24 protein-coding genes are annotated in these 25,724 nt (G+C 67.3%); 13 read left to right on the top strand and 11 right to left on the bottom strand.

The features are described from left to right. Window positions 1-70: 70 nt before the first annotated feature. The 3 genes from ACLSSQ_RS07790 to ACLSSQ_RS07780 are packed head-to-tail and all read right to left on the bottom strand — an operon-like array spanning window position 71 to window position 5,328. The gene (locus ACLSSQ_RS07790; RefSeq protein ID WP_014237910.1) at window positions 71-2,239 is read right to left on the bottom strand and encodes an EAL domain-containing protein; all 2,169 of its coding nucleotides are present in this window, start codon (window positions 2,237-2,239) and stop codon (window positions 71-73) included. Beyond that, entirely contained in the window at window positions 2,236-3,183 is a 948-nt protein-coding gene (locus tag ACLSSQ_RS07785) for an ABC transporter substrate-binding protein (protein ID WP_416244232.1), read from the bottom strand. The genes ACLSSQ_RS07790 and ACLSSQ_RS07785 overlap by 4 nt, the downstream gene beginning before the upstream one ends. A 48-nt stretch (window positions 3,184-3,231) precedes the next feature. Further along, window positions 3,232-5,328 carry a TonB-dependent receptor plug domain-containing protein gene (locus ACLSSQ_RS07780; RefSeq protein WP_416244231.1) on the bottom strand — a complete coding sequence of 699 codons (2,097 nt, stop codon included), beginning with the start codon at window positions 5,326-5,328 and terminating at the stop codon, window positions 3,232-3,234. 159 nt (window positions 5,329-5,487) lie between these two features. Between ACLSSQ_RS07780 and ACLSSQ_RS07775 the strand changes: the two genes are divergently transcribed. Genes ACLSSQ_RS07775 through ACLSSQ_RS07765 form a run of 3 tightly spaced genes read left to right on the top strand, consistent with a single transcriptional unit; the run spans window position 5,488 to window position 8,829 of the window. Then, on the top strand, window positions 5,488-6,390 hold the full coding sequence (locus tag ACLSSQ_RS07775; protein ID WP_416244230.1) for a histone deacetylase: 903 nt from the start codon (window positions 5,488-5,490) through the stop codon (window positions 6,388-6,390). Between the two features lie 9 nt (window positions 6,391-6,399). After that, window positions 6,400-7,908: an NAD(P)H-hydrate dehydratase gene (locus tag ACLSSQ_RS07770; RefSeq protein WP_416244229.1), complete on the top strand. Its 1,509-nt coding sequence runs from the start codon at window positions 6,400-6,402 to the stop codon at window positions 7,906-7,908. A gap of 42 nt (window positions 7,909-7,950) precedes the next feature. Further along, window positions 7,951-8,829 (top strand): DMT family transporter, encoded by an 879-nt coding sequence (locus ACLSSQ_RS07765; protein ID WP_014237915.1) that lies wholly within the window; start codon window positions 7,951-7,953, stop codon window positions 8,827-8,829. Here ACLSSQ_RS07765 and ACLSSQ_RS07760 read toward each other — a convergent pair. Then, window positions 8,826-10,310, bottom strand: a complete 1,485-nt coding sequence (locus ACLSSQ_RS07760) for an FMN-binding glutamate synthase family protein (protein ID WP_416244228.1) — start codon at window positions 10,308-10,310, stop codon at window positions 8,826-8,828. The two genes, ACLSSQ_RS07765 and ACLSSQ_RS07760, sit on opposite strands and share 4 nt — an antisense overlap. Window positions 10,311-10,372: 62 nt before the next feature. Between ACLSSQ_RS07760 and nadC the strand changes: the two genes are divergently transcribed. Both nadC and ACLSSQ_RS07750 read left to right on the top strand, forming a co-directional pair. Beyond that, window positions 10,373-11,257 carry a carboxylating nicotinate-nucleotide diphosphorylase gene (gene nadC, locus ACLSSQ_RS07755; RefSeq protein ID WP_014237917.1) on the top strand — a complete coding sequence of 295 codons (885 nt, stop codon included), beginning with the start codon at window positions 10,373-10,375 and terminating at the stop codon, window positions 11,255-11,257. A gap of 224 nt (window positions 11,258-11,481) precedes the next feature. After that, window positions 11,482-11,619, top strand: a complete 138-nt coding sequence (locus ACLSSQ_RS07750) for a hypothetical protein (RefSeq protein WP_014237918.1) — start codon at window positions 11,482-11,484, stop codon at window positions 11,617-11,619. A gap of 31 nt (window positions 11,620-11,650) precedes the next feature. Here the strand turns inward: ACLSSQ_RS07750 and ACLSSQ_RS07745 are convergent, their stop codons facing one another. Then, a complete protein-coding gene (locus ACLSSQ_RS07745) occupies window positions 11,651-12,271 on the bottom strand; it encodes a class I SAM-dependent methyltransferase (RefSeq protein ID WP_416244227.1) in 621 nt (206 codons plus the stop codon). Window positions 12,272-12,354: 83 nt separating this feature from the next. Beyond that, window positions 12,355-13,794, bottom strand: coding sequence for a threonine synthase (thrC, locus tag ACLSSQ_RS07740; protein WP_416244226.1), 1,440 nt, complete (start codon window positions 13,792-13,794; stop codon window positions 12,355-12,357). Between the two features lie 210 nt (window positions 13,795-14,004). Here thrC and ACLSSQ_RS07735 point away from each other — a divergent pair, with 210 nt between their 5' ends. Next, the gene (locus ACLSSQ_RS07735) at window positions 14,005-15,183 is read left to right on the top strand and encodes a flagellin (protein ID WP_130458664.1); all 1,179 of its coding nucleotides are present in this window, start codon (window positions 14,005-14,007) and stop codon (window positions 15,181-15,183) included. Between the two features lie 63 nt (window positions 15,184-15,246). Here the strand turns inward: ACLSSQ_RS07735 and ACLSSQ_RS07730 are convergent, their stop codons facing one another. The 4 genes from ACLSSQ_RS07730 to alaC form a co-directional block, all read right to left on the bottom strand. Then, window positions 15,247-15,504: a DUF2249 domain-containing protein gene (locus tag ACLSSQ_RS07730; RefSeq protein WP_014237922.1), complete on the bottom strand. Its 258-nt coding sequence runs from the start codon at window positions 15,502-15,504 to the stop codon at window positions 15,247-15,249. A gap of 252 nt (window positions 15,505-15,756) precedes the next feature. After that, the gene (locus tag ACLSSQ_RS07725) at window positions 15,757-17,067 is read right to left on the bottom strand and encodes a homoserine dehydrogenase (protein WP_416244225.1); all 1,311 of its coding nucleotides are present in this window, start codon (window positions 17,065-17,067) and stop codon (window positions 15,757-15,759) included. Between the two features lie 55 nt (window positions 17,068-17,122). Beyond that, window positions 17,123-18,349: a pyridoxal phosphate-dependent aminotransferase gene (locus tag ACLSSQ_RS07720; RefSeq protein ID WP_130458665.1), complete on the bottom strand. Its 1,227-nt coding sequence runs from the start codon at window positions 18,347-18,349 to the stop codon at window positions 17,123-17,125. A gap of 67 nt (window positions 18,350-18,416) precedes the next feature. Then, complete coding sequence (gene alaC / locus ACLSSQ_RS07715; protein ID WP_014237925.1) at window positions 18,417-19,604, bottom strand: alanine transaminase; 1,188 nt, start codon at window positions 19,602-19,604, stop codon at window positions 18,417-18,419. Between the two features lie 111 nt (window positions 19,605-19,715). On the opposite strand from alaC, the gene ACLSSQ_RS07710 reads away from it, so the two are divergent. The 4 genes from ACLSSQ_RS07710 (at window position 19,716) to menB (ending at window position 22,575) form a co-directional block, all read left to right on the top strand. Further along, on the top strand, window positions 19,716-20,087 hold the full coding sequence (locus ACLSSQ_RS07710) for an Mth938-like domain-containing protein (RefSeq protein WP_130458666.1): 372 nt from the start codon (window positions 19,716-19,718) through the stop codon (window positions 20,085-20,087). 5 nt (window positions 20,088-20,092) lie between these two features. Next, on the top strand, window positions 20,093-20,467 hold the full coding sequence (locus tag ACLSSQ_RS07705; RefSeq protein WP_014237927.1) for an SMR family transporter: 375 nt from the start codon (window positions 20,093-20,095) through the stop codon (window positions 20,465-20,467). Window positions 20,468-20,743: 276 nt separating this feature from the next. Beyond that, on the top strand, window positions 20,744-21,652 hold the full coding sequence (locus ACLSSQ_RS07700; RefSeq protein ID WP_014237928.1) for a polysaccharide deacetylase family protein: 909 nt from the start codon (window positions 20,744-20,746) through the stop codon (window positions 21,650-21,652). Between the two features lie 92 nt (window positions 21,653-21,744). Then, the gene (gene menB, locus ACLSSQ_RS07695; protein WP_416244224.1) at window positions 21,745-22,575 is read left to right on the top strand and encodes a 1,4-dihydroxy-2-naphthoyl-CoA synthase; all 831 of its coding nucleotides are present in this window, start codon (window positions 21,745-21,747) and stop codon (window positions 22,573-22,575) included. A 27-nt stretch (window positions 22,576-22,602) separates the two neighbouring features. Here the strand turns inward: menB and ACLSSQ_RS07690 are convergent, their stop codons facing one another. Next, window positions 22,603-23,220, bottom strand: a complete 618-nt coding sequence (locus ACLSSQ_RS07690; protein WP_416244223.1) for a cytochrome b/b6 domain-containing protein — start codon at window positions 23,218-23,220, stop codon at window positions 22,603-22,605. Between the two features lie 133 nt (window positions 23,221-23,353). Here ACLSSQ_RS07690 and menC point away from each other — a divergent pair, with 133 nt between their 5' ends. From menC to ACLSSQ_RS07675, 3 genes are all read left to right on the top strand, one after another. Beyond that, on the top strand, window positions 23,354-24,418 hold the full coding sequence (gene menC / locus ACLSSQ_RS07685; RefSeq protein WP_416244222.1) for an o-succinylbenzoate synthase: 1,065 nt from the start codon (window positions 23,354-23,356) through the stop codon (window positions 24,416-24,418). Between the two features lie 126 nt (window positions 24,419-24,544). Next, a complete protein-coding gene (locus ACLSSQ_RS07680; protein WP_416244221.1) occupies window positions 24,545-25,225 on the top strand; it encodes a tetratricopeptide repeat protein in 681 nt (226 codons plus the stop codon). A gap of 161 nt (window positions 25,226-25,386) precedes the next feature. Beyond that, window positions 25,387-25,701 (top strand): HigA family addiction module antitoxin, encoded by a 315-nt coding sequence (locus ACLSSQ_RS07675; protein WP_014237935.1) that lies wholly within the window; start codon window positions 25,387-25,389, stop codon window positions 25,699-25,701. Window positions 25,702-25,724: the final 23 nt, after the last annotated feature.

Here is a 25,724-nt window from a genome sequence, read left to right as displayed (position 1 = left end):
CCGCATTGTATCCACGACCCCGGGCTCTTCTGCTGGAGAGAACGCAAAAAACGCGAAAAGTTCGCCGGCCTCAGGCCGCCGGCGACGGCAGGATCGAATAGACGCCGGCCTCGCCATTGACGTGACGGGCCTCGCACACCGCCAGCCAGTCCTCGAACAGCTGGGGCGGATCGAACCAGGTGCCCTGCCCCAGCTCGATGCCGATCTCCCGCACCATGGCGAAAACCGCGGCATCGTCCACCATCTCGGCCACGGCGGCCACGCCCAGCTGGCGGCTGATGTCGTGGATGGCCCGCACCAGGGTCTGGCTGACCCGGTCGTCGGTCATGCGGTGGATCAGGTCGCCGTCGATCTTCACATAGTCCGGCGGCAGGGCCCGCAGGTAGGCGAAGGAGGAGAGGCCGCTGCCGAAAGCGTCGAAGGCAAAGCCGCAGCCCAGCTGGCGCAGGCCCTGGGCGAAGGTCTGCACCTCGGCGAACTGGCGGCTGGCGGCAGCCTCGGCCACTTCGAAGCAGAGGCAGGCCGGGGCAATGTCGTAGTGCTGCAGGCGCTCGCCGATATATTCCAGGGTCTCGGGCCGGCCCACGGTCTGCACCGATAGGTTGATGCCGCACTGCAGGCTGGGGTGGCTTTCCTGATCCAGCAGCCGGCGCAGGCCGGAGCAGGCCGCATCGATGGCCCAGCGGTCCAGCCTGGGCATCAGGTTGAAGCGCTCCGCCGCCGGCAGGAACACCTCCGGCAGCACCACCTCGCCCCGCTCGTTGAGCAGGCGCAGAAAGACCTCGAAGCGCAGGCAGGAGGAAATGCCGGAAACCAGGGGCACCACCGGCTGGGCGTAGAGCAGCAGGCGGTTTTCCTCCACCGCCTGGGTCAGGCGGGAGGCCCAGTCCATTTCCCCCTGGTGCCGCACCACCTCCCGATCGTCGGCCTGGTAGACGTGGATGCGGTTGCGGCCCAGGTCCTTGGCTGCGAAGCAGGCCTGGTCGGCGGCGGCCAGGGCCTCCTCCAGGGTCTGGATGCGGGAATCCAGTTCCACCAGGCCGATGCTGGCGCCAATGCCGAAGGCCCGGTTGTTCCAGACGAAGCGGAAGTCTTCCACCAGCTGACGCAGGGATTCCACCACCCGCAGGCCGTCTTCCAGGCTGCAGCGTTCCAGCAGCAGGCCGAACTCGTCGCCGCCCAGGCGGGCCAGCAGGTCCTGCCCCCGCACCCGCTGCCGCAGCAGCTGGGTGATCTGGCGCAGCAGTTCGTCGCCGGCGGCGTGGCCGCAGGTGTCGTTGACGACCTTGAAACGGTCCAGGTCGATGTAGCACAGCACGTGGTGCAGTTCTTCGCCACCGCGCCCGTCCAGGGTGGCCTGCAGATGCAGTTCGAATTCGCGCCGGTTGGCCAGGCCGGTGAGGGGATCGTGGCTGGCCTGGTGGGCCAGCTGGGCAGTGGCGGTGGCAATGCGCTCCTGCATGGATTCGTGCATGTCCTGGAGACGGCTGGCCATGTGGTTGAAGCCCCGTTCCAGGGCCCCCAGTTCGCCGGCGGAAGCCTGCTCCACCCGGGCCTCCAGCTCGCCGGCGGCCATGCGTCCGACGGCCTTCAACAGGCGCCCCACGGGACGGGACAGGGAACGGGCCATGCGCAGGGCCACGTAGGCGCCGGCCCCCAGGCCGGCCGTCAGGATCAGCAGGGTATGCAGCAGCAGGGCCGACTTGCGCGCCTGCAGGTCTTCGCTGGACAGTTCCACATAGACCCAGCCCAGGCGGTCGCTGCCGGGGGGCTGGGGCGGCATCGGCTCGAGGCTGAGGAAATCGTCGATATCCAGCTGGCTGCGGCGCACCGGGGCGACGAAGCCCAGGGTGTCGTGACTGCTGGCCAGCAGCCCCACCAGGTCGCCGGCCTGCTCCGCCAGGCGCACCGGCAGCTGGGTGCGGCCGCTGATGGCCAGAACCCGGCCCTGGAAGTCCGTCACCACGGCGGCGCGCACGTCGGGCTGCTGCATGGCGGCCTGGACCAGGGCCTGCAGACTGGGCCGGTTGCCCGAGATGAGGCCGTACTCGCTGGCCGGCGCCAGGTACTGGACGATGGTGTGGCCACGCCGGCGCAGTTCCTCGTCCAGTTCGCCCATGCCGGTGATGGAGAAATAAGAGGCCAGGGCCGTGGCCACCAGCACGGCCGGCAACAGGGCCAGCCACAGGGCCCGCTGGCGGATGCTGCCGACCAGGCGCAGATAGAGGTGCTGCATCATTCGCCCTCCCCCGCCTTTTCCAGGGCTTCCCGCAGCACACCCTCGTCCGGCAGGTCCAGTCCCAGGGAACGGGCCACGTTGCGATTGACGGCGACGCTGAAGTAGCTCGGGTACAGGGGCGCCCCCAGGGTCACCCGTCCCGCCGGCAGGCCGCGCAGGAACTCGGCCGTCTGACGCCCCATCTGGGCCGGGGTGGAGAACACCGCCGCCAGGGCTCCGGCAGTCACGTAGGCCTGGGAAAAGCCCACCACCGGGCGCTGGTGGCGATAGGTGGTGAGCAGCACCGGCCGGGCCGTGTTGCGGTTGAACACCAGGCCGTCGGGCAGGGCCAGCAGCACGTCGGTGGCCGGCAGCAGGCGGTTGAGGGCGGGCACGATGTCCCCCTCCTCGGCCACCTGCTCCATCTGCAGCTCAAAGCCGGCCCGGGACACGGCACTGCGCAGGCGCGGCGCCAGAGCGGCGGATTCGGGCCCCAGCAGCGCCGCCACCCGCTTGCGTCCGGGCAGGGCGAAGCGCAGCAGGTTGAGCTGACGCGACAGGGGCTGGTCCAGGTAGAGGGCGGAAAAGCTGCCGGGCCGGGCGCGGCGCCCGGATTCGGCAGCGATCCGCTCGAAGGTCAGGCGGGGCACCAGGACGCTCAACACCGGCGGCGTCCCTTCCATCCGCGCCAGGGCCCGGGCGGCGCCGGCCCCTACGGCCAGGACCAGGGAGGCATCGCCCAGTTCCGCCTCGTCGATCTTTTCCCCGGCTGCCGCCACCCCGGTCAGCCGCACCACCCGCCGGCCCGGGGATTGGGCCATGCCGGCATTCAGGGCGTCAAGGAATTCGGCGTAGACACCGCCCCGCTCGCTCAGGACCACGGCCACCGTATCCGCCGCCGTGGCCGGTGCAGCACCTGCCGTCAGTCCCAGCCACAGCAATGCCAATGCGATATGACAAAGCATTCGCAGGCGAGGCAGGGCCGGGGAAGGGAACAGGCGCGACATGGGAAATCAGAATTCCAGCCGCAGATTGACGTAGGAACGACGGCCGATGAGGTTTTCGTAATAAACCTCCTGATAGGGCTTGTCGAACAGGTTCTGCACGATGAAGGCGACCTCGCCCTGGTAGGCGCCGTCGCGGAAGCGGTAGGCCAGACGGGCATCGACCCGCTCGTAGGGCGTCTGCAGATCGCCATCGCCTTGTACCGTCAGCCGCCCCACTGCGTAGTAAGCCAGACTGCCGGTCCAGCGGTGGTCGAAATCGTGGGCCAGCAACATGCTACGGCTGTGGGAGGCCGCCGATTCTGCATAGGCACCTGAGCGCTCCGAATTGAAGCCGGAAATACGGGAGGCCGCCAAGGCCAGATGAATACGGGTATTGCTAGCCACTCTCTGTTGCCACTGCATTTCCACCGCCCGGATCTGGGCATTACCTTCGTTCCGGTACTCCTGCCAACTCTTTCCGGCAGGCCGATAAGTCTCCAGCAAATCTCCAAGTCGGTCGTAGGAATACTTGAAATCCAGATGGCCACCCGGCAACTCCCACAAGTAGCCTAGTTCCCGGGAGTCGATGGTTTCAGAGCGCAGGTCATCCTGGTGATAGGCACTGCGCACGGAGGGAAAGGCGCAGGAAGTAATTAGGCCAAACGCCTTCAGCGTGGCGCAGGAGGCAGGTGTCCAGGAAGTACTGAGGCGGATGTCCGATTTCGCCTCGAAAATGGTCGGGGTATGGGTGGCACGACTGGCAATCAGGCGCAAAGTATGGCCGGGCTGCCAGTGATAGTTGGCCGCCACCCGGGGCGACCAGTAGGTACCCGTGAAGCTGTTGCGTTCCAGCATCCCTCCCGCGTTGAGCACCCACTTGGCAGTCGGCCGCCATTCCAGATTCGCAAACAGGTTCTGCTGGCGGAACTCCACCGGCTCCGTTGAGTTGAGATAGTAGGTACTGGAAAAGCGGTCCAGGCGGGCGCCACCACCCCATACCAGACGTGTCGAGGAAGTAGGGGCGAAGGCGTGCTGCAGTTCCACGTCGTAGCGCTCCGCCACCAAACGCTGGGGACTGTTCAGGGGATAGGGAACCTCGAGGTAGAACGGCAAACCGGCAATGGTGACCTTGGGGTCCCTGAGTAGGGCGGACAGGTCCAGGTTCTGCTCGTCCCGGCTGGCGTAGGCTTTAAGGGAAAGCTGCTCGTCAGCACTGAGAGTACGCTGCCAGCGCAGAGAGCCGTAGTAGCTGTTCAACTGCCTGGTGTGGGGTGGGGAGCCCTCATAGGCCCCGGGTGATTCCCGGCGGCCAGACTGGTGATCTCCGGAGGAAAGACCGGCTTGGATTTCCAGAGAATCCCGGTTTCCCAGTTGCAGATCGCCACGGAAACTGAGGTTGGCCAGACGCTTGTCATCATGGCGCCGGGCGGAAAAGGAATGACCTGGCGCCGTGGGCGCCTGCAATTCGATGCCTTGGTCTGCGCGGAGGCTGCCAGTAATCCGGTAGTCCAGGCTCCCGGACTGACCACCATAGCGAAAGGTGGAATCGTTGCCACGACTACTCTGGGTCAGGGAGACCATAGTGCCGGAAACATCGGCAGCCTGGCGGCTGATGATGTTGATGATGCCGAGGAAGGCATTGGCGCCGTAGGTGGCCGAGTTGGGGCCACGGATCACCTCGATGCGCTCGATGTCCTCCAGCGCCAGAGGCAAGGTGCTCCAGACGGCGCCGCCGAAGAGGGGGGTATAAATGGAACGGCCGTCCACCAGCACCTGCATGCGGCGCGAAAAGGAATCGGAGAGACCATGGTAGCTGACCATGGTGTTTGGCACCAATGCTCCCTTGTCCGCTCCCTCCCCCACGTACATGCCGGGCACCAGGCGGAACAGGTCGGGAATGCTCCAGGCGCCGGAATCCCGGATCATCTGGCGGTCGATCACCGTCACCGCCGCCGGCGCATCTGCTACATTCTGGCGCAGGCGGGAAGCGGTCAGCACCACCGGCACGTCGGCGAGGAAATCCTGTTCGGAAAGGTCGGCAACCGACTCCGCCCCCTGGCCGGGCAGAGCAGAAATCATCAGGAACATGGGCAGAATGCTGGCCCGGGACAGGTATTTCATCATTATTGGGGCGCGGTGACAGGTGACCAATGCCGGTTGCCAGACCCGCTTCCGGTACAGCTGATTGGCGGCAAAAACTGACAGCAGCATATTGTAAATTTTTGTAGTTGCCACCTTAACGGGAATCCCCGTATCGAACAAGCGCAGAAATCACTACTAGGCATGCAGCTCTTCTACTCCGACACCTTCGTCCTGCCCCTGCCCCCGGGCCACCGTTTTCCCATGGAAAAGTACGCCCGCCTGCGCCAGACCCTGCTCGACGAAGGCTACCCGCCGGCGGACTTCATCCTGCCCGAGGCCGCCAGCCGTGAGGACCTCTGCCGGGCCCACGATCCGGTCTACGTGGAACGGGTCTGCAGCGGCCAACTGACGCCGGAGGAAATGCGCCAGATCGGCTTTCCCTGGTCGGACGCCATGGTGGAGCGCTCCCGCCGCTCCGCCGGCGCCACCCTGGGCGCCTGCCGGGCAGCCCTGGCGGAGGGCTGGGGCGTCAATCTGGCGGGCGGCACCCACCACGCCGCCCATGCCGCCGGCGCCGGCTTCTGCGTCTTCAACGATGCCGCCGTGGCCGCCCGGGCCCTGCAGACGGAAGGCCGGGTGGATCAGGTGGCGGTGATCGACTGCGACGTGCACCAGGGCGACGGCACCGCCCGCATCCTGGAAGGGGATGCCAGCGTGTTCACCTTCTCCATCCACGGCGCCCGCAACTATCCCTTCGCCAAGGCCCGCAGCGACCTGGACATCGAACTGCCCGACGGCTGCGACGATGCCGCCTATCTGGCGGCCCTGGAACAAGGGCTGGCGGACCTCTTCAGCCGCTGCCGGCCCCAGCTGGCGATCTACCTGGCCGGCGCCGACCCCTATGCCGGGGACCGCCTGGGGCGCCTTTCCCTGACCATGGCCGGCCTGGAGGCCCGCGACGAGCGGGTCCTGGCGGCCTGCCGGGAGCGGGGCATCCCCGTGGCCATCGCCATGGCCGGCGGCTACGCCCGGGACATCGGCGACACCGTGGCCATCCATGCCAACACGATACGCTGTGCCCGCCGGCACTTCGAGCAGCGCTAGAATCCAGTCATGACCGCCACCCTGACGCCCCCGCCCCCCGCCCAGCCCCTCTACCGCAGCCAGGGCCTGCGCGCCCTCGAAGCCGCCACCGGCAAGCAGCCCCTGATGGAACGGGCCGGCCTGGCCGCCGCCGACCTGGCCGCCAGCCTGTGCCGCCCCGGCCCGCTGCTGGTGCTGGCCGGCCCCGGCAACAACGGCGGCGACGCCTACGTGGCCGCCCGCCACCTGCAGGCCCGCTTCTTCGCCGTACAGGTGGTGGCCTGGGACGACGGCCAGCGGGCCCCGGCCGACGCCCGGGCCGCCCGCCAAGCCTTCCTCGAGGCCGGCGGCGCCATCCTCGACGCCATCCCCCCCTGCCCCCGCTGGGGCCTGGTACTGGACGGCCTCTTCGGCATCGGCCTGCAACGCCCCCTGAGCGGCGCCTACGCCGATGCCGTGGCCGCCGCCAACCATCTGGCGGAGCGGGACCATTGCCCCCTGCTGGCCCTGGACTGCCCCTCCGGACTCGATGCGGACAGCGGCCGCGCCCTGGGGCCGGCCATCCGCGCCAGCCACACCCTCACCTTCATCGCCCACAAGCCGGGCCTGCTCACCCTGGACGGGCCGGACCACTGCGGCGCCCTGCATCTGGCCGCCCTGGAGCTGGACGCCCCCGCCCTGGTGCCGGCGGACGGCTGGAGCATCGGCCGGGAACACTTCGCCGCCCACTTGCAGCCCCGCCGCCGCAACAGCCACAAGGGCAGCTACGGCAGCGCCGGCATTCTCGGCGGCGCCGCCGGCATGGTCGGTGCCGCCCTCCTCGCCGGCCGCGCCGCCCTGCTCCTGGGCTGCGGCCGGGTCTTCGTCGGCCTGGCGGACCGCCACGGCCCCGCCTTCGATCCCCAGCAGGCGGAACTGATGCTGCGTCCGGCCGCGGCCCTGGAAGCCGCCCCTCTCACCGCCCTGGCCGTGGGCCCGGGTCTGGGCCAGGCGCCGGAGGTCGGGGAATTCCTGTCCCGGGCCATTACCGGCCCACTGCCCCTGGTCCTGGATGCGGATGCTCTCAACCTGCTGGCGGCCGACCCCACCCTGGCCCAGGCCCTGGCCACCCGCCAGGCGCCGCGGCTGCTCACGCCCCACCCGGCGGAAGCGGCCCGCCTGCTGGGCACGGAAGTGGCCGCAGTGCAGGCTGACCGCATCGGCGCCGCCACGCAACTGGCCGAGCAGTTTGGCGCCTGGGTTGCCCTCAAGGGCGCCGGCACCGTGGTCGCCGCACCGGACAGGCGCTGGTGGATCAATACCAGCGGCAACCCGGGCCAGGCCGCCGCCGGCCAGGGCGACGTGCTCACCGGCATGACGGTGGCGCTCCTGGCCCAGGGCTGGGAGCCGGGCGCAGCCCTGCTGGGGGCGGTGCATCTGCACGGCGCCGCCGCCGACACCTTGCCGGGAACCGGCGTCGGCCCCATCGGTCTGACTGCCTCGGAGACGGCAGTGGCAGCCAGGGCCCTGTTCAACGCCTGGTGCCGGACGGCCGTCTGACCCTTACCGCGGAGCGCCGCTCCGCCCGTCAAAAGAAAAACGATGTCCCATCCCAGCCATCCCCTGCGGGGCGTGCTGCTCATGCTCGCCGCCGTCTTCTTCTTCGCCCTGCTGGATGCCACCTCCAAGACCCTGGCCGCCACCTATCCCATTCCCTTCCTGGCCTGGGCCCGCTACCTGGTGCATTGCCTGCTGATGCTGGTCTTTCTCGGTCCCCGCCTGGGCCGGGGCCTGGTCAGCACCCGGCGGCCCGGGCTGCAGATCCTGCGCGCCCTGCTGCTGGTGGGCGTCACCGCCTGCATGATGGCGGCCCTGCGCAACATGCCCCTGGCCGAGACCACTGCCGTGGTCTTCATCACGCCCCTGCTGGTGGCCATCCTGGCCGGCCCCTGGCTGGGCGAGAAGATCGGCCTCAACCGCTGGCTGGCGGTGGGCATCGGCTTCATCGGCGTGCTCTTCATCGCCCGCCCCGGCGGCGACCTCAATCTGGAAGGCATTGCCTGGGCCCTGGCCTGCGCTGGCTGCTACACCGTTTATCAGCTGCTGACGCGCCAGCTCTCGCCCACCGAGAACACCCTGACCATGCTTTTCTACACCGCCCTGGTGGGCACCCTCACCATGACCCTGGCGGCACCCTGGTTCGGCGCCGTCCCGGCCATCCAGGGCTGGGACTGGGCCCTGCTGTGCGCCATGGGGCTGTTCGGCGGCAGCGGCCATTTCCTGCTCATCGCCGCCTTCCGCCACGCCCCGGCTTCCACCCTGTCGCCCTTCCTCTACGTGCAGCTGCTGTGGGCCACCCTGCTCGGCTGGATCGTCTTCGGCCACCTGCCGGACGGCCTCACCACCGCCGGCATGGCCGTCATCGCCGGCAGCGGCCTGTGGCTGGCCCTGGCCCAGCGGCGGGAAAGCCGCCGCGGCTAGGCCGGGCGGGGATAGGGATAGAGCATGTTGAGGGCCACGCTCTCGCCGTTGGGCTGCACCATGCGCACGTGCTCCCGCTGGAATTCCCGGGCGTGGCGCAGGCCGCAGGAGTGGGCAATCATGTCCATCTCCTTGCCCATGTTGCGGCAGTAGGCGGCGACCCGCTCGGCCTTGTCCTCCACGTCCAGGCCCCGCTGCAGGCGCGGATTGTGGGTGGTGATGCCGGTGGGACAGGTGTTGCTCTGGCAGCGCAAAGCCTGGATGCAGCCCAGGGAGAACATGAAGCCCCGCGCCGAATTGACGAAATCGGCGCCGCAGGCCAGGGCCCAGGCGGCCTTGGCCGGGGTCACCAGCTTGCCGGCGGCGATGACCCGCACCCGGCCCTTGAGGTCGGCCTCCAGCAGGGAATCCACCACCCGGGGCAGGGCCTCCATGATGGACAGGGCCATGTGGTCCGCCAGGGCCTGGGGCGCCGCCCCGGAACCGCCCTCGCCGCCGTCGATGGCGAGAAAATCGGGAGCGCAGTGCAGCCCCCGGCGCAGCACCGCCTCGTTGAGCAGGTGCATGAACTGCCAGCCGCCGATGGCGGTCTTGATGCCCACCGGCTTGCCGGTGACGTCCCGCACCCGCTGCACCATGTCCAGCAGCTGCTCCATGTCGGCGATGTCCCGGTGCCGGTTGGGCGAGAGGGAATCCTGGCCCAGGGGAATGCCGCGGATGGCGGCGATCTCCGGCGTCACCTTGGCCGCCAGCAGCACCCCGCCCTTGCCCGGCTTGGCCCCCTGGGACAGCTTGATCTCGAAGGCCTTCACGTTGTCGTGGGCCGCCAGTTCCCGCAGTTTCTGCTCCGACAGACGCCCCTGCTCGTCACGGCAGCCGTACTTGGCGGTGCCGATCTGGAAAATGATGTCGCAGCCCCCTTCCAGGTGGTAGGGCGAAAGGCCGCCCTCCCCCGTATCCATCCAGCAGCCGGCCATCTGGGCGCCCCGGGCCAGGGCCTGGACGGCGGGCTTGGAAATGGCGCCGAAGCTCATGCCGCTGATGTTGATCAGGGAACGGCCGGTGAAAGGCTTGTCGCACCAGCCCTCACCGATGACCAGGGGCGGCGTCGGCAGGCGTTCCTCGTCGAGCACGGGGAATGGCGCATTGACGAAGAGGATGGCGCCGGTCTGGTGCAGGTCGTAGGTGGAGCCGAAGCCCAGGATGCCGCCCTCGTTCTTGGCCAGGCGGTAGATCCAGCCCCGGGTGGCCCGGTCGAAGGGGCGCTCCTCCCGGTCGTTGAGGAAGAAGTACTGGCGGAAGTACTCCCCCAGCTTCTCGAAGAAATAGCGCAGGTGGCCGACGATGGGATAGTTGCGCAGCACCGTGTGGCGCTTCTGGGTGATGTCCTGCACATACCAGTACACCAGCCACGCCGCCAGGCCCAGGGCGAGCAGGACGCCCAGACTGACATGCAGGATACCCATTGCTTCGCTGCCCATGGCGCCTCCTTTGCGGATGTTAGAATTGCGTCCGGTCAATCTAACATGAACGAAAGCCTGCCGTGCCCAAGCCCGTGGATTCCCAACTCACCCTGCAACTGCCCCCCGCCGCCGAAATCGAGCGCAATGTGGATGGCGCCCTGGCCGAGGACGTAGCCGGCGGCGACCTGACGGCCCAGCTGATCCCGGCCGGCCAGCCCGGCACGGCCACGGTGATTTCCCGTGAAGCGGCCACCCTGTGCGGCACCGCCTGGTTCGAAGCCGCCTTCCGCAAGGTGGATCCGGCCTGCCGCATCACCTGGCACGCCCAGGACGGCGACCGGGTCCAGCCCAACCAGCTGCTGTGCGACATCGCCGGCCCGGCCCGGGCCCTGCTCACTGCCGAGCGCACCGGCCTCAATTTCCTGCAGCTGCTCTCCGGCGTCGCCACCCGCACCCGCCGCTTCGTCGATACGGTGGCCGGCACCAGGGCCCGCATCGTGGACACCCGCAAGACCCTGCCCGGCCTGCGCCTGGCCCAGAAATATGCGGTCACCTGCGGCGGCGGCGACAACCACCGCATCGGCCTCTACGACGCCATCCTGATCAAGGAAAACCACATCATGGCCGCCGGCGGCATCGCCCAGGCCATGGCGGCGGCCAAGGCCGTGGCCGCCGCGGCGACCGTGCCCTGCAAGTTCATCCAGGTGGAAGTGGAAAACCTGGAGGAGCTGCACCAGGCCCTGGCCGCCGGCGCCACCATGGTCCTGCTGGACAACATGAGCCTGGCCGACATGGCGGAAGCCTCCCGCCTGGCCGCCGGCCAGGCCGTGCTGGAAGCCTCCGGCGGCGTCAGCCTGGAAACGGTGCGGGCCATCGCCGAAACCGGGGTGGACCGCATCTCCATCGGCGGCCTGACCAAGGACGTGCAGGCCCTGGATCTCTCCATGCGCTTCAAGGCGGGCTGAGGGGCCGCCGCAGCGGCTCTCCACCGCCTCTCCCCGGCTTCCCCAGCGCCTTACCCGTCCGCCTGGGGCCTGCCCTCCGGCAGGCCTGCATCTCTTTGTTCCCGGGCCGGCCGGGAGCCAAATATGTCACGGCAGCGCCGGAGCAGGTGGCTATAATCGGCCGAAGAACCCCGGTTCCGCCGCCACGGCGGGCCATCCGCCGGGGTCGTCACCGGGGGAACGACATGCTGTTCGCGCTTTTCTACGTCATCGCCATCGCCGTGCTGGTGCTGCACTTCACCGGCTTCCTCGCCCGTCACAATCTGGAATGGCTGGTCCTGGTCCTGGCTGCCGCCGTGTTCCCGGCCGTCATCTACCTCTAGCCGCGCCTCGCCATTCCCGCCGGGCTGAACCTCAGCCCGGCTTTCTCGCCACCAGGTCGATCAGGGCCGAACGGCCCCGATGGGCCAGGCCTTCATGCAGTTCCGCCTCATACTCCCGCAGTTCCTCGATCTCCAGGCCGGCGAAGGCCTGGCGCAGCAGTTCCGGCGTGTACAGGTTTTCCAGCGCACTGGGGCCGCCGGTGCGGTATTCCAGCTGCTTGGGGGTGTAGCCGTGCAGCAGCAGGCGACCGCCCGGCTTCAGGGCCTGGGCCATGCCGGCAAAAATCCGCTCCTGTTCCGCCGGATTGGCGAACTGGATGAACACGGCCAGCACCAGGTCGTAGGCGGCCTCGGGCCACACCCAGGCCAGCAGGTCCGCCACCTGGAAATCCACCAGGACGCCCCGGCCGGCGGCCAGACGGCGCGCCTTGTCCACCGCCACCGGCGACACTTCCACCGCCGTCACCTGCAGGCCCTGCTCCGCCAGCCAGACGCTGTTGCGTCCCTCGCCGTCGGCCACGGACAGGGCCGTGCTGCCCGCCCCCAGGAGGAATTCGTGGAGGGCGAGAAAACGGGTGGGAGCGGTGCCGAAAAGGTAGTCCTCGCCGGCGGCGCTGAAGCGCTCGCTCCAGAATTTTTCGTGTTGGCTCATCTTGATCGCTCCATCAAAGAAAAAGGGCACCCGCAGGTGCCCCGTTCGGCAATGGCCGGCCGTTATCAGGCCCGCCAGACCTGTCAGACCCGGGCCTGGATGAAGGCCTTCACCGCATTCACATCCGGGTCCATGACCTCGACGCGCTGGGCCAGCTTTTCCAGACCCTGGAGATCGGCGGGCACTTCCGGTTCCCGGCCCAGGGCCTCGCGGATGGTCTCGGCGAACTTGGCCGGCAGGGCCGTTTCCAGCACCACCGTGGGCATGCCGGCGACGGGGTTTTCCCTGGCCACCTTGAGACCGTCGGCGGTGTGGGTGTCGATCATGACGCCATAGGTTTCCCAGCAGGAGCGGATGGTGGCCAGGCGGTCGGCGTGGCTGCTGGCGCCGGAGACGAAGGCGAAGCCGGCCAGCTTGTCCATGTAGGGGGTGCCGCGCAGGTCGAAGGCCTGGCCTGCATCCACCTGGGCCCACAGTTCCCGCACCTTGGCCGGGTCGCGGCCCACCAGATCGAAGACGAAACGCTCGAAGTTGGAGGCCTTGGAAATGTCCATGGAGGGGCTGGAGGTGACGAAGGTCTCGGCGGTCTTGCGCGGCCGATAGACACCGGTCTTGAAGAACTCGTCCAGCACATTGTTTTCGTTGGTGGCCAGGATCAGCTTGCCGATGGGCAGGCCCATCATGCGGGCGATATGGCCGGCGCAGATGTTGCCGAAGTTGCCGGAAGGCACGCAGAAGGCCACCTGCTGGTCGTTGTTTTCGGTGGCGCCGAAGTAGCCCTTGAAGTAATAGACGATCTGGGCGGCGACCCGGGCCCAGTTGATGGAATTGACGGCGCCGATCTTGTACTTGGCCTTGAAGGCGGCGTCGTTGGAGACGGCCTTCACGATGTCCTGGGCGTCGTCGAACATGCCGCGCACGGCGATGTTGTGGATGTTCTCGTCCTGCAGGGAATACATCTGGGCCCGCTGGAAGGCGCTCATCTTGCCGTCCGGGGAGAGCATGAAGACGCGCACGCCCTTCTTGCCGCGCATGGCGTACTCGGCGGCGGAGCCGGTGTCGCCGGAGGTGGCGCCGAGAATGTTGATCTCTTCGCCGCGCTTGGCCAGCACGTACTCGAAAAGGTTGCCCAGGAGCTGCATGGCCATGTCCTTGAAGGCCAGGGTGGGGCCGTTGGACAGTTCCTGCAGGGCCAGCTTGCCCTGCTCCAGCCAGTGGATAGGGGTCACATCGGCGGCGTTGTCGCCGGGACGGGCATGGCAATAAACCTCGGCGGTGTAGGTCTTGTCGCAGATGGCCTTGAGGTCGGCCGGGGGAATGTCGTCGATGAACTTGGACAGCACGGCAAAGGCCAGCTCGGCGTAGGACAGCTGACGCCAGGCATCCAGCTCGGCCCGGCTCACCTGGGGATAGGTTTCCGGCAGGTAGAGGCCGCCATCGGGGGCCAGGCCGCCGAGGAGGATGTCGCAGAAGGACTGGGTCGGGGAGGAGGCTGCATCACCGCGGGTAGACAGATAGCGCATGGAAAATCCGGGACGTTCAAGGACTTAAGGAAGGGCCGAAGGATACCACGGCCGCTCCCCTTGCCGAAGCCTAGCGCCCCAAGGGCATAACGTAAGGACGAATACGGGCAACACCCTCAAGTTGGCGGGCCCAAGGCCGATAGGGATGGGTAGCCCCCTGCTCCGCAAAAAATACGGAATAGCCGCCCATCCCGATGGTACGAACGCCCGATGCCGCTGATCATTAACACCAACGTTCTCGCACAGACCGTGCAGCAGAACCTGGCGCGCTCGTCCGGGACCCTCGCCCAATCGCTGCAGCGCCTGTCATCGGGCCTGCGCATCAACAGCGCCAAGGACGACGCCGCCGGCATGGCCATCGCCGAGGGCCTCAGCACCATCATCCGCGGCGGCAACCAGGCGGTGCGCAACGCCAACGACGGCATTTCCCTGAGCCAGGTGGCCGAGTCGGCCCTGGGTCAGATCAGCGGCAACCTGCAACGCATCCGGGAAATCGCCATCCAGGCGGCCAACGGCTCCATGGTGGACAGCAACCGCTCCCAGCTGCAAAAGGAAGTGGACCAGCTGACCCAGGAAATCAGCCGCACCGTGCAGACCACGGATTTCAACGGCTCCCGCCTGCTCTCCGGCGCCTCCACCCTGACCTTCCAGGTCGGCTACAGCGGCAGCGGCGACAACCGCATCCAGGTCAGCACCACGGACCTGGCCCAATCCCTGGGCAGTCCCAGTCCGGCGGCCAAGGCCTCCAGCGCCATTCTCGGCGCCGTCCAGGGCGGCAGCTCGCCCCTGGCCGCCATCACCGCCGCCGACCAGGCCCTGCGCAAATTCGTCACCAGCGGACTCACCACCACGGTGGGCAGCAACACCTACAACGTCAGCGGCTTCACCAGCGGCAGCCCGGCCCAGAACGCGGCCTGGGCCACCTACCAGGCCGCCGAAGCCGCCTATAACGCCAATGCGGGCGCCAAACCGGCAGTCGTCCTGGCGGCAGTGAACAACGCCGCCGCCAACGCCGCTGCAGGTTACGGCTGGGTAGGCGCCGGCACCGGCCTGTATTCCTACTACCAGAGCATGACCGCCACCGGCACCATCAACATCACCAACCAGGCCCTGGCGGCGGCGGCGGTCGGCAGTGTCGATGCGGACATCGCCAAGATCGCCAACCTGCGGGCCACCTTCGGCTCGGTGCAGAACCGCTTCGAAGCGGTGGTGGCCAATGTGCAGGCCTATGTGGAGAACACCAGCGCCGCCCGCAGCCGCATCACCGATGCGGATTTTGCAGAAGAGACCGCCCGGCTGACCCGCAATCAAATCCTGCAACAGGCCGGAACAGCAGTTCTCGGCCAAGCCAACACCGCCCCCTCCACCGCCCTTCGCCTGTTGCGATAAAAAAGGCCGGCGCAAGGCCGGCCTGGTGGGATCGGGCGGCGCCGGGCTGGCCGGCGCGCTGCCTCAGCCCTGCTTGGTGAAGTCGATGACGATGGCGCCCGGCTCGCGCTGCACGTAGGCAATGGAGATGCCGTCGCCGTAGCGGGTGAGCAGCTGGTCCAGCAGCGGCAGGGGGTCGTGGTCGTTGCAGAAGCGCATGGTCTCGCCGGGGAACAGGGCGTCGAAGGCGCCGAAGATGGCGGCGTGGCGGAAGCGCTTGGCAACGCCCCGGGCGTCGAAGGGATAGAGGGCCAGGGGAGTGGGTTGGTCGCAGGCGTGCATGGATGTCCTCGCAGGGATCGGAGTAAAAACAGGAGCGCCCATTGTGTCCAGGCGGCACCGCTCCGTCTTTGATCCAGACAGGCAAAACCCCTGAGGCGGCCAAGGCCTTTTGCCCCATCCTGCCAAAGGAAAAGGACGGGCACCTTCACCGCACCACCCTGGAGACCCGCACGGGGCGTACATTTCCGGGATGGCAGGCTGAAGATGCCCGTCCTTGTTGCATCGCAGCCCGTCAGGACTGCGCGGTGCGGCTTACTGCAGTTCTTCCAGGCGCAGGCGGGTGACCTTGCCCTGCACGGCGGCCAGGGCTTCGATCTTGGCGATGGCCGCGTCCACGTTCTTTTCCCGGGTCTGGTGGGTGAGCAGGATGATGTCGGTCTGCACTTCGCCCTCGCCCGGCTCCTTCTGGATCATGGCATCGATGGAGATGGACTGGTCGGCCAGGATGCGGGTGATGTCGGCCAGCACGCCGGGCTTGTCTTCCACCCGCAGGCGCAGGTAGTAGGCGGTCTGCACTTCGGCCAGGGGCAGGATCGGCAGGTCCACCACGGCGTCCGGCTGGAAGGCCAGATGGGGCACCCGGTGTTCCGGATCGGAGGTGTGCAGGCGGGTGACGTCCACCAGGTCGGCGATGACGGCGGAAGCGGTGGGCTCGGCACCGGCGCCCTTGCCGTAGTAGAGGGTGGCGCCGACGGCGTCGCCCTTCACCAGGACGGCGTTCATGGCGCCTTCCACATTGGCGATGAGGCGCTTTTCCGGGATCAGGGTGGGATGCACGCGCAGTTCCACGCCTTCCGGGGTGCGCTTGGTCACGCCCAGCAGCTTGATGCGGTAGCCCAGCTGCTCGGCGTACTTGATGTCGATGGCGTCCAGCTTGGTGATGCCTTCCACGTGGGCTTTGTCGAAGCTCATGGGGATGCCGAAAGCGATGGCGGACATGATGGTCAGCTTGTGGGCCGCGTCCACGCCTTCCACGTCGAAGGTGGGGTCGGCTTCGGCGTAACCCAGGCGCTGGGCTTCCTTCAGCACGTCGGCAAAGGACAGGCCCTTGTCGCGCATCTCGGAGAGGATGAAGTTGGTGGTGCCGTTGATGATGCCGGCCACCCACTCGATGCGGTTGGCGGAGAGGCCTTCGCGCAGGGCCTTGATGATGGGGATGCCACCGGCCACGGCGGCTTCGAAGGCGACGATGACGCCCTTCTTCTGGGCGGCGGCGAAAATTTCGTTGCCGTGGGTGGCCAGCAGGGCCTTGTTGGCGGTGACCACGTGCTTGCCATTCTCGATGGCCTTCATGACCAGGTCCTTGGCCACGCCGTAGCCGCCGATCAGTTCGACGACGATGTCCACATTGGGGTCGCTGACCACGGCGAAGGCATCGTCGGTGACCTTGCAGGCGCCGCCGGTAACCTGGCGGGCCAGGTCCAGATTGCGATCGGCCACGATGGAAATCTCGATGGGACGGCCGGCCCGGCGGGTAATTTCTTCCGCATTACGTTTGAGGACGGTGAAGGTGCCGCCACCGACGGTACCGATGCCGAGCAGGCCGACGTTGATCGCTTTCATATGCAAGATCCCTAGTTGCTGAGTTAATTATCGTGGTTGGAAAAATCAGGTGCGGTCAGGTGCCGTGACGTTTGCGGTAGCCGGCCAGGAAGCGGTCGATGCGGCCGACGGCTTCCTTGAGGTCGTCCACATGGGGCAGGAAGACCAGGCGGAAGTGGTCCGGCTCGGGCCAGTTGAAACCGGTGCCCTGGACCAGCAGCACTTTTTCTTCCTGCAGCAGTTCGGCGATGAACTGCTGGTCGTCCTGGATCGGATAGACCTTGGGGTCCAGGCGCGGGAACATGTACAGGGTGGCCTTGGGCTTGACGCAGGTGACCCCGGGAATGGAGGTGATCAGTTCGTGGGCCACGTCCCGCTGGCGGCGCATGCGGCCGCCCTCGGCCACCAGGTCGTTGATGCTCTGGTAGCCGCCCAGGGCGGTCTGGATGGCCCACTGGCCGGGCACGTTGGCGCACAGGCGCATGGAGGCCAGCATGTTGAGGCCTTCGATGTAGTCGGCGGCGGGACGCTTGTCGCCGGAGACCATCATCCAGCCGGCCCGGTAGCCGCAGGAACGGTAGTTCTTGGAAAGGCCGTTGAAGCTGATGGTCAGCACGTCTTCCGAAAGTGAGCCGATGGCGGTGTGTTCGACGCCGTCGTAGAGCACCTTGTCGTACACCTCATCGGCGTAGATGATCAGGTGGTGCTGGCGGGCGATCTCGACGATTTCCTTGAGCAGGTCATCGGGATAGAGGGCGCCGGTGGGGTTGTTGGGGTTGATGATGACGATGGCCCGGGTGTTCTCGGTGATCTTGGCCCGGATGTCGTCCAGGTCGGGCAGCCAGCCGGCGCCCTCGTCACAGATGTAGTGCCGCGGGGTGCCGCTGGAAAGGCTGACGGCGGCGGTCCACAGGGGATAGTCGGGGGCCGGCACCAGCACTTCGTCGCCCGGGTTGAGCAGGGCGTTCATGGACATGACGATCAGTTCGGAAACGCCGTTGCCCACGTAGATGTCTTCCAGGCCCACGCCCTTGACCTTCTTCTGCTGGGCGTAGTGCATGATGGCCTTGCGCGCCGCGAAGATGCCCTTGGAGTCAGAATAGCCCGCCGAATTGGGCAGGTTGCGGATCATGTCCTGCTGGATCTCTTCCGGCGCGTCGAAACCGAAGGAGGCCAGGTTGCCGATGTTGAGCTTGATGATCTTGTGGCCGTCCTCTTCCATCTGCTTGGCCTTTTCCAGCACGGGGCCGCGGATGTCGTAGCAGACGTTGTCGAGCTTGGCGGATTTCTTGATGGGTCGCACTTTGTTTTCCTGCGGGGTTGCCGGCGGGGCCGGACGAAGATCAATTCGGTTTTGTCTGGCGGCTGGCTTATTTGAGCAGGCCGTCCTTGCGGAACATGTCCTTGATGCCGCGGATCGCCTGGCGGGTACGGGCCTCGTTCTCGATCAGGGCGAAACGCACGTGGTCGTCGCCGTAATCGCCGAAGCCGATGCCCGGGGAGACCGCCACCTTGGCCTCCGCCAGCAGCTTCTTGGCGAATTCCAGGGAACCCAGGTGGGCATAGGGCTCGGGGATTTTGGCCCAGATGTACATGGAGGCCTTGGGCACCTCCACCATCCAGCCCGCCTCATGCAGCCCCTTGGCCAGCACGTTGCGGCGCAGTTCGTAGGTCTGGCGCACTTCTTCCACACAGTCCTGGGGGCCGTCCAGGGCGATCACCGAGGCCACCTGGATCGGCGTGAAGGTACCGTAGTCGTGGTAGCTCTTGATGCGGGCCAGGGCGGCGCACAGCTCCTTGTTGCCGACCATGTAGCCGACGCGCCAGCCGGCCATGTTGTAGCTCTTGGACATGGTGAAAAATTCCACCGCCACGTCCCGGGCGCCGGGCACTTCCATGATGGAGGGGGCCCGGTAGCCGTCGAAGACGATGTCGGCGTAGGCCAGGTCATGCACCACCAGGATGTCGTGCTCCTTGGCCAGGGCCACCACCCGCTCGAAGAAGTCGAGCTCGACGCAGCGCGCCGTGGGGTTGCTGGGGAAGCCCAGGATCATCATCTTGGGCTTGGGCGTGCATTCCCGGATGGCCCGCTGCAATTCTTCGAAGAAATCCACATCGTCGGTCATGCGCACGGAGCGGGTGTTGGCCCCGGCGATGATGGCGCCGTAGATGTGGATGGGGTAGCTGGGATTGGGCACCAGCACCGTGTCGCCCCGGTCCAGGGTGGCCAGCATGAGGTGGGCCAGGCCTTCCTTGGAGCCGATGGTGACCACCGCCTCGCTGTCCGGGTCGAATTCCACGTTGTAGCGGCGCAGGTACCAGTCGCAGATGGCCTTGCGCAGGCGAGGAATGCCCTTGGAAACGGAATAGCCGTGGGTGTCGCCGCGCTGGGTGGCGTCCACCATCTTGTCCACGATGTGTTTCGGCGTGGCGCCGTCCGGGTTGCCCATGGACATGTCGATGATGTCCTCGCCCCGACGGCGGGCAGCCATCTTCAGCTCGCCGGTGATGTTGAACACATAGGGCGGCAGACGCTTGATGCGGGGAAAGTCTTTCATGGGCGCAGGGGAATTCCGGCAGTCGGCACCAGCGGCCGGACGGTCCGGACGGGCGCGTAAAAAGGCTATAATCCTACCCTTTCTTACCCCGTTTGTGCACCGCAGCCGACCATGAAGCTCCACAGAGACAGTACAGACGGCCATTATTCCTTCACCGGCTACGGTGACGACTACGTGGCCATCAACGGTAAGAACCACCAGGGCAATCTGGTGCTGCTGCCCCGGCGCCTGATCCAGGACTGGACCGACGCCACTTTCGACAGCCTGACCCAGGCCGATTTCGACTTCCTCGCCGAGCTGAAGATGGAAATCATGATCCTCGGCACCGGCGCCAAGCAGCGCTTTCCCCATCCCCAGTTGCTGCAGGGCCTGATGCGGGCCGGCGTCGGCCTGGAGGTGATGAACACCCAGGCCGCCTGCCGCACCTACAACATCCTGGTGGCGGAAGGCCGCAGCGTCGGTTGCGCCCTGCTGCAGGGCTGAGGGGCATGAACGCCATCAGCTTTTCCCTGATCCTGGCCGGCGTCATCCTCAACGCCGCCGGGCAACTGCTGCTCAAGGCCGGCACCAACGCCGTCGGCCACTTCGACTTCCACCTGGACAACGTCCTGCCCATCGGCCTCAAGCTGGCCTTCAACCCCTTCATCCTCTCCGGCATGGTGGCCTACGGCGTCAGCCTGGTGGTGTGGATCATGGCCCTCTCCCGGGTGCCCGTCTCCATCGCCTACCCCATGCTCTCCATCGGCTACGTCATCAATGCCTTCATCGCCTGGCACTGGTTCGGCGAAGCCCTCAGTGCCCAGAAGCTCCTCGGCATCGGCTGCATCGTCCTCGGCGTGTACGTCATCACCCGCTCCGCCTGAAGTCCGTCAGAAAGGCGTCAGTAGATATCCTTACAATTGAGGCTGTCCTCTCCTCCAAGACGGACAGCTGTACTTTCAACGCGCTCCGGACCCAACGCCGGAGCGCGTTTTTTCATTGGCGGATAGCGTTGCCCGCGTTGTTCCCGCCCATTTCCGTCCACACGGCCACCGCAAACGGCCGGAATGAAACTACAATCTCCCCCCGGCCGCTGCGCAAGACGGCGCCAATCCTATTCCGGCCGCGACGGCCTCTCCAGTCAGACCCGAAATCGCCCCATGTCCCAGCCCAAACTCGCCCTCAAGATCAATGTCGACACCCTGCGAGGCGCCCGCGTCGGCGTGCCCCGCCTGGTGGAAGCCCTGCAGAAGCACGGCGCCCAGGCCACCTTCTTCTTCTCCCTGGGCAAGGACAACACGGGCTACGTGCCGCCCCGCACCACGCCGGCCGGGCAGAAGACCTTCTCCCGCCTGGAGCGCTACGGCTTCACCAGCCTGCTCTACGGCGCCTGGATTCCCGCTCCCGAGATCGGCCGCCGCGCTGCCCACATCCTGCGGGCCGTGCATGAGGCCGGCTTCGAGACCGGCATCCAGAGCTGGGACCGGGTGATGTGGCAGAAGAAGCTGGCCCAGGCCGACAACGAATGGGTGGAAGTGGAAATGGCCAAGGCCGCCAAGCGCTACGAGGACATTCTCGGCCAGCGCCCCGCCGCCGGCGCCGCCAGCGGCTGGCAGACCACCCGCCACGCCCTGCGCCTGACCCAGCGGCTGGGCCTGGCCTACGCCAGCGACACCCGGGGCACCGGCCCCTACCTGCCGGTGATCGAGGGCGAGCTGGTCAATTGCCCCCAGCTGCCCACCACCCTGCCGACGGCGGAAGAAATGGTGGGCCGGGACGGCATCACCGCCGAAACCTATGCCGACCGCCTGCTGGCCCTGACCCACGACGCACCCGACAACGGCCACGTATTCACCCTGCACGCCGAACTGGAAGGCATGAAGCTGCTGCCCGAGTTCGAGCGCCTCCTGGCCGGCTGGAAGGAACAGGGCTACGAACTGGTGGCCTGCCGCCAGATGGTGGACGCCCTGGACCGGGACATGCTGCCCCGTTGCCAGGTGACCCGGGGCGAAGTACCGGGCCGGGCCGGCCAGCTCATGCAGCAGGGGCCGGAATTCCTCATGGGCTGAAGGCCTGCCACCCGGGCGGTTCCAGATCAAATCGCCGCGCCGCCCGGGCCGTTATACTGGCGCCTTCTTTCCCCATCCCCGCGCCAGACGCCATGATCCGACCCGCCCTGCCCTGGGTTGCCCAGGCCGACTACTCCGACATCCGTTACGAAACCTGTGACGGCATCGCCAAGATCACCATCAACCGGCCCGAGCGGCGCAACGCCTTCCGCCCGGAAACGGTGATGCAGCTCATCGACGCCTTCCACCTGGCCCACCGGGACAACGCCGTGGGCGCCATCATCCTCACCGGCGAAGGGCCCGATGCCTTCTGCGCCGGCGGCGACCAGAAGGTGCGCGGCGACGACGGCGGCTACCACGACGAAAGCGGCACTCCCCACCTCAACGTGCTCGACCTGCAGATGCAGATCCGCCGCCTGCCCAAGCCCGTGGTGGCCATGGTGGCCGGCTACGCCATCGGCGGCGGCCACGTGCTGCATCTGGTGTGCGACCTTTCCATCGCCGCCGAAAACGCCCGCTTCGGCCAGACCGGCCCCCGGGTCGGCAGCTTCGACGCGGGTCTCGGCGCCGGCCTCATGGCCCGCACCATCGGCATGAAGCGGGCCAAGGAAATCTGGTTCCTCTGCCGCCAGTACGACGCCACCCAGGCCCTGGACTGGGGCCTGGTGAACACGGTGGTGCCGGTGGAAAAGCTGGAGGAGGAAACCGTGGCCTGGTGCCAGGAAATGCTGCGCCTCTCGCCCATGGCCCTGCGCATGCTGAAAGCCGGCTTCAACGCCGATACCGACGGCCTGGCCGGCATCCAGGAACTGGCGGGCAACGCCACCGGCCTCTTCTACATGACCGAGGAAGGCCGGGAAGGGCGCGACGCCTGGCTCGAACGGCGCCCGCCGGACTTCGGCAAATACCGCAAGCGGCCGTAAAAAAAAGGGGCCTCCAGGTCCCTTTTTTCATACTGCGGATTGCGCCTGCTGCGACTCGTCCGCCACCCGGTACTGGTAGCCGCTGACCATGGACTGGGCCATGGGTGCGCCGCGGCGCTCGTGCCAGATCAGGGCGCCGATGTGCACGGCGATGAAGGCCCACACCAGATTGGCGCCCAGCTCATGCACCTCCTTGAAACTGTGGGCCAGTTCCCTGGTGATGCCGCCATCGGCCAGGGGCCCCAGCTGGAAGTAGCCGGCAGCAGCCACCAGCCCGGTGGCGCCCATGCCGATCAAGACCGCGTACAGCCCCAGGTAGGCCAGGCTGGCCCAGGCGTCATGGCCGAAGGCGCCGGCATCGGCCTTCTGGCGGCGCAACCACACGGAGACGTGGAAAAAGTCGCTCCAGCGGGCCCGTTGCGGCCCCACCAAGCCCCACAGCAGACGCAGCCCCAGGCCGGCGATGAGGCCGTAGCCGAGCAGCACGTGGCCGTGCCACACCGCGTCCCGCACCGGTCCCTTCTCCAGGGCCTCGGCCCCCAGCTCGGTGGCGAACAGCAGCACGATGGCCAGGGCGTTGAACCAGTGCAAGAGGCGCAGCAGGGGGTCGAACACCCGCTGGCGGCGGTAGGTCACGGTTTCCATGGAACACTCCACAACAGGATGATGCCTGCAGCCTAAGGCCCGATCCTTAAGCCCGCCTTAAGCGCACCGCATCCGCACTCATCCGCCCCGCCAGCCCCTCCCGGCGGCCGGAGCAACCCGCTACACTCCGCCCATGACCCTGCGCGCCTTCACCTTCGAGCCCTACCGCCTGCCCTTCCGCCAGCAATGGCGCAGCGCCGCCGGCGGCCTCGACCAGAGGGAAGGCTGGCTGGTGCGCCTGGAAGACGACTACGGCGGCGTTGGCTACGGCGACTGCGCCCCCCTGTCCGGCATCGGTACGGAACCCCCCGCCGCCGCAGCCGCCGCCCTGGTCCACTGGCAGCAACGCTTCACGGGGCTGGAGGCGGCCGCCGCCCTGGAAGCCCTCAACGACGCCGCCAGCTTCGATACTCCCGCCGCCCGGGCCGGGGTCGAAAGCGCCCTGCTCGACCTGCTGGCCCGGCGCAACGGCCGCTCCCTCAACGCCAGCATCCGGGGCTGCGACTGCCGCCAGCGGGTGCGGGTCAACGCCAGCCTGGGCAGCCTCGGCCCGCATACGGCAGATGCTCTAGATGCCGCGCTGGAAGCCGGTTTCCAGGTACTCAAGCTGAAGATCGGCCTGGCGCCTGCCTCCCAGGAGATACCCCTGGTCCAGGCCCTGTGCCGACGCCTGCCCGCCGGCAGCACCCTGCGCCTGGACGCCAACCGGGCCTGGCAGGAAGGCGATGCCCGATCCTGGCTTGACGCCCTGGCCGGCCTGCCCATCGACGCCCTGGAAGAACCCCTGGCCCAGCCCAGCGCCCCGGCCTGGGCCGCCCTGCAGGCCCGGGCCGCCTTCCCCCTGGCCCTGGACGAATCCCTGGCCGACCTGCCCCAGGCCGCCCTCTTCGACGGCACCGTGCGCCGCCTCATCCTCAAGCTGCCCCGCCTCGGCGGCTTCCTCCCCGCCGTGGCCCTGGCCCAGCGCTTCGCCGCCGCCGGCGGCGACTGCGTCGTCACCAGCAACCTGGAATCCGCCTGCGGCCTCCTCACCGCTGCCCATCTGGCCGCCGCCCTCGGCGGTGATCTGGCCCACGGCCTGGCCACCGCCGAATGGCTGGCGACGGACCTGGGCGCCCCGCCCCCCGTCGCCGCCGGCTACCTCACCCTCCCTGCCGGCCCCGGCCTCGGTTTCCAGCCCTTCGCCACGCCGGCCTGAGGCGCCCGCCCGCCGCGGCGAGCGCCGGCAGTTGCGTCCCGGCCCTCAACATTCATGCCAATGGCAAATATGCTGCATTCCTGCCATCCTCCGGGACCGACCCGGAGTCCCCTGGAGCCACCATCCATGCGCCACCTGCAACTGATCACCCTTGCCGCCCTCGCCCTGCTCCTGGGCACCGCCGCCCATGCCCGGGAATACGGAACCTACGATCCCAAACGCCTGCTGACGGTGACGGAAACCCCCTCGGGCAAGAAATACGGCTTCGACGGCGCCTATCTGGACCAGATGCTGAACGACCTGGCCGCCCACGCCAAAAACTACCCGCCCCAGTTCGACACGCCCCAGGACCGGCAACGGGCCACCCAGGATGTCAAGGTAATTTCCGGCATGCTCGACACCCTGGTCAATGTGCCCAACCCCAATCCCGACCTGCTGCTCCGCGCTGCCCATCTCGGCAGCATGGGCCACAACCTGGAGATTCCCGGCGCCGCCGACAAGGCCAACGCCCTGTTCCAGCGCCTGCTGCAGCTGGAGCCGGCCCATCCCCGGGGCAACTACCTGTACGGGACTTTCCTGGCCGGCGCCGGCAAGCCCCGGGAAGCCCTCCCCTACCTGGAAAAGGCTCTGGCCGCCGGCATCGCGGATGCCGCCTTCACCCTGGGCATGGCTCATCTCAGCCTCAAGGACCAGGACGGCGCCCTCAAGTACCTGGAAGACTACAAGCGCCGCCGCCCAGGCGACGCCAATGCGGACCGGTTCATCGACGCCATCCGCAACGGCCGCATCGAGGTCAGGAGCCGCTAGGCCCAATCACTACCGCCCCCGCGCTCCACCGATTGCGGCTCCCCCTATCCACCTCAGTTGCTTCCGACGTTCTCTTTGTCCATTCTGAACTGTGCATCCTGCAGTACAGACTGATAAATTCCCCCCTGAACGAATACCGGCTATTGGGGAGTGAACAGCCAATGGAAAAATCTGGACAACCTACGCAACGCAATCAAGCACCGTCCGGGCCTGCAGGCAATGGGCATTTGCTTGACGAAATCTCCCCGGGCGAAATACTCCTCGAAGAGTTCATGAAGCCCTCAGGTCTTTCACGCGCTGAATTGGCAAGAAGAACAGGGCTCTCGGCATCCCTCGTCAGCAAAATCGTCAGTGGCAACAGCTCCATTACCAGCAACAGTGCCGCCAAGCTGGCTGGCTATTTTTCAACCTCCCCTGCTATGTGGCTGAACTTGCAGCGGGAATACAGGAAGCGCCTGGCCCGTTCCCAGATTTGACCCACATCGTGTAGCCCCCCGCC

Source organism: Azospira sp. APE16 (genome assembly GCF_047901315.1).
GTDB classification, from domain to species: Bacteria; Pseudomonadota; Gammaproteobacteria; order Burkholderiales; family Rhodocyclaceae; genus Azospira; species Azospira oryzae.
The sequence above is the reverse complement of the archived record's forward strand: the minus strand, read 5'-3'. Positions and strand labels throughout refer to the sequence as shown.

Coding starts and splice junctions, on each gene's coding strand:
- ACLSSQ_RS07675 (WP_014237935.1), top strand. CDS start 25,387: ATGGAAAAATCTGGACAACCTACGCAACGCAATCAAGCACCGTCCGGG.
- menB (WP_416244224.1), top strand. CDS start 21,745: ATGATCCGACCCGCCCTGCCCTGGGTTGCCCAGGCCGACTACTCCGAC.
- ACLSSQ_RS07785 (WP_416244232.1), bottom strand. CDS start 3,183: ATGCTTTGTCATATCGCATTGGCATTGCTGTGGCTGGGACTGACGGCA.
- ACLSSQ_RS07710 (WP_130458666.1), top strand. CDS start 19,716: ATGAAGCTCCACAGAGACAGTACAGACGGCCATTATTCCTTCACCGGC.
- ACLSSQ_RS07770 (WP_416244229.1), top strand. CDS start 6,400: ATGACCGCCACCCTGACGCCCCCGCCCCCCGCCCAGCCCCTCTACCGC.
- ACLSSQ_RS07775 (WP_416244230.1), top strand. CDS start 5,488: ATGCAGCTCTTCTACTCCGACACCTTCGTCCTGCCCCTGCCCCCGGGC.
- ACLSSQ_RS07705 (WP_014237927.1), top strand. CDS start 20,093: ATGAACGCCATCAGCTTTTCCCTGATCCTGGCCGGCGTCATCCTCAAC.
- ACLSSQ_RS07730 (WP_014237922.1), bottom strand. CDS start 15,504: ATGCACGCCTGCGACCAACCCACTCCCCTGGCCCTCTATCCCTTCGAC.
- ACLSSQ_RS07725 (WP_416244225.1), bottom strand. CDS start 17,067: ATGAAAGCGATCAACGTCGGCCTGCTCGGCATCGGTACCGTCGGTGGC.
- ACLSSQ_RS07735 (WP_130458664.1), top strand. CDS start 14,005: ATGCCGCTGATCATTAACACCAACGTTCTCGCACAGACCGTGCAGCAG.
- ACLSSQ_RS07745 (WP_416244227.1), bottom strand. CDS start 12,271: ATGAGCCAACACGAAAAATTCTGGAGCGAGCGCTTCAGCGCCGCCGGC.
- ACLSSQ_RS07765 (WP_014237915.1), top strand. CDS start 7,951: ATGTCCCATCCCAGCCATCCCCTGCGGGGCGTGCTGCTCATGCTCGCC.
- ACLSSQ_RS07690 (WP_416244223.1), bottom strand. CDS start 23,220: ATGGAAACCGTGACCTACCGCCGCCAGCGGGTGTTCGACCCCCTGCTG.
- thrC (WP_416244226.1), bottom strand. CDS start 13,794: ATGCGCTATCTGTCTACCCGCGGTGATGCAGCCTCCTCCCCGACCCAG.
- ACLSSQ_RS07700 (WP_014237928.1), top strand. CDS start 20,744: ATGTCCCAGCCCAAACTCGCCCTCAAGATCAATGTCGACACCCTGCGA.
- menC (WP_416244222.1), top strand. CDS start 23,354: ATGACCCTGCGCGCCTTCACCTTCGAGCCCTACCGCCTGCCCTTCCGC.
- ACLSSQ_RS07780 (WP_416244231.1), bottom strand. CDS start 5,328: ATGATGAAATACCTGTCCCGGGCCAGCATTCTGCCCATGTTCCTGATG.
- ACLSSQ_RS07680 (WP_416244221.1), top strand. CDS start 24,545: ATGCGCCACCTGCAACTGATCACCCTTGCCGCCCTCGCCCTGCTCCTG.
- ACLSSQ_RS07760 (WP_416244228.1), bottom strand. CDS start 10,310: ATGGGCAGCGAAGCAATGGGTATCCTGCATGTCAGTCTGGGCGTCCTG.
- alaC (WP_014237925.1), bottom strand. CDS start 19,604: ATGAAAGACTTTCCCCGCATCAAGCGTCTGCCGCCCTATGTGTTCAAC.
- ACLSSQ_RS07790 (WP_014237910.1), bottom strand. CDS start 2,239: ATGATGCAGCACCTCTATCTGCGCCTGGTCGGCAGCATCCGCCAGCGG.
- ACLSSQ_RS07750 (WP_014237918.1), top strand. CDS start 11,482: ATGCTGTTCGCGCTTTTCTACGTCATCGCCATCGCCGTGCTGGTGCTG.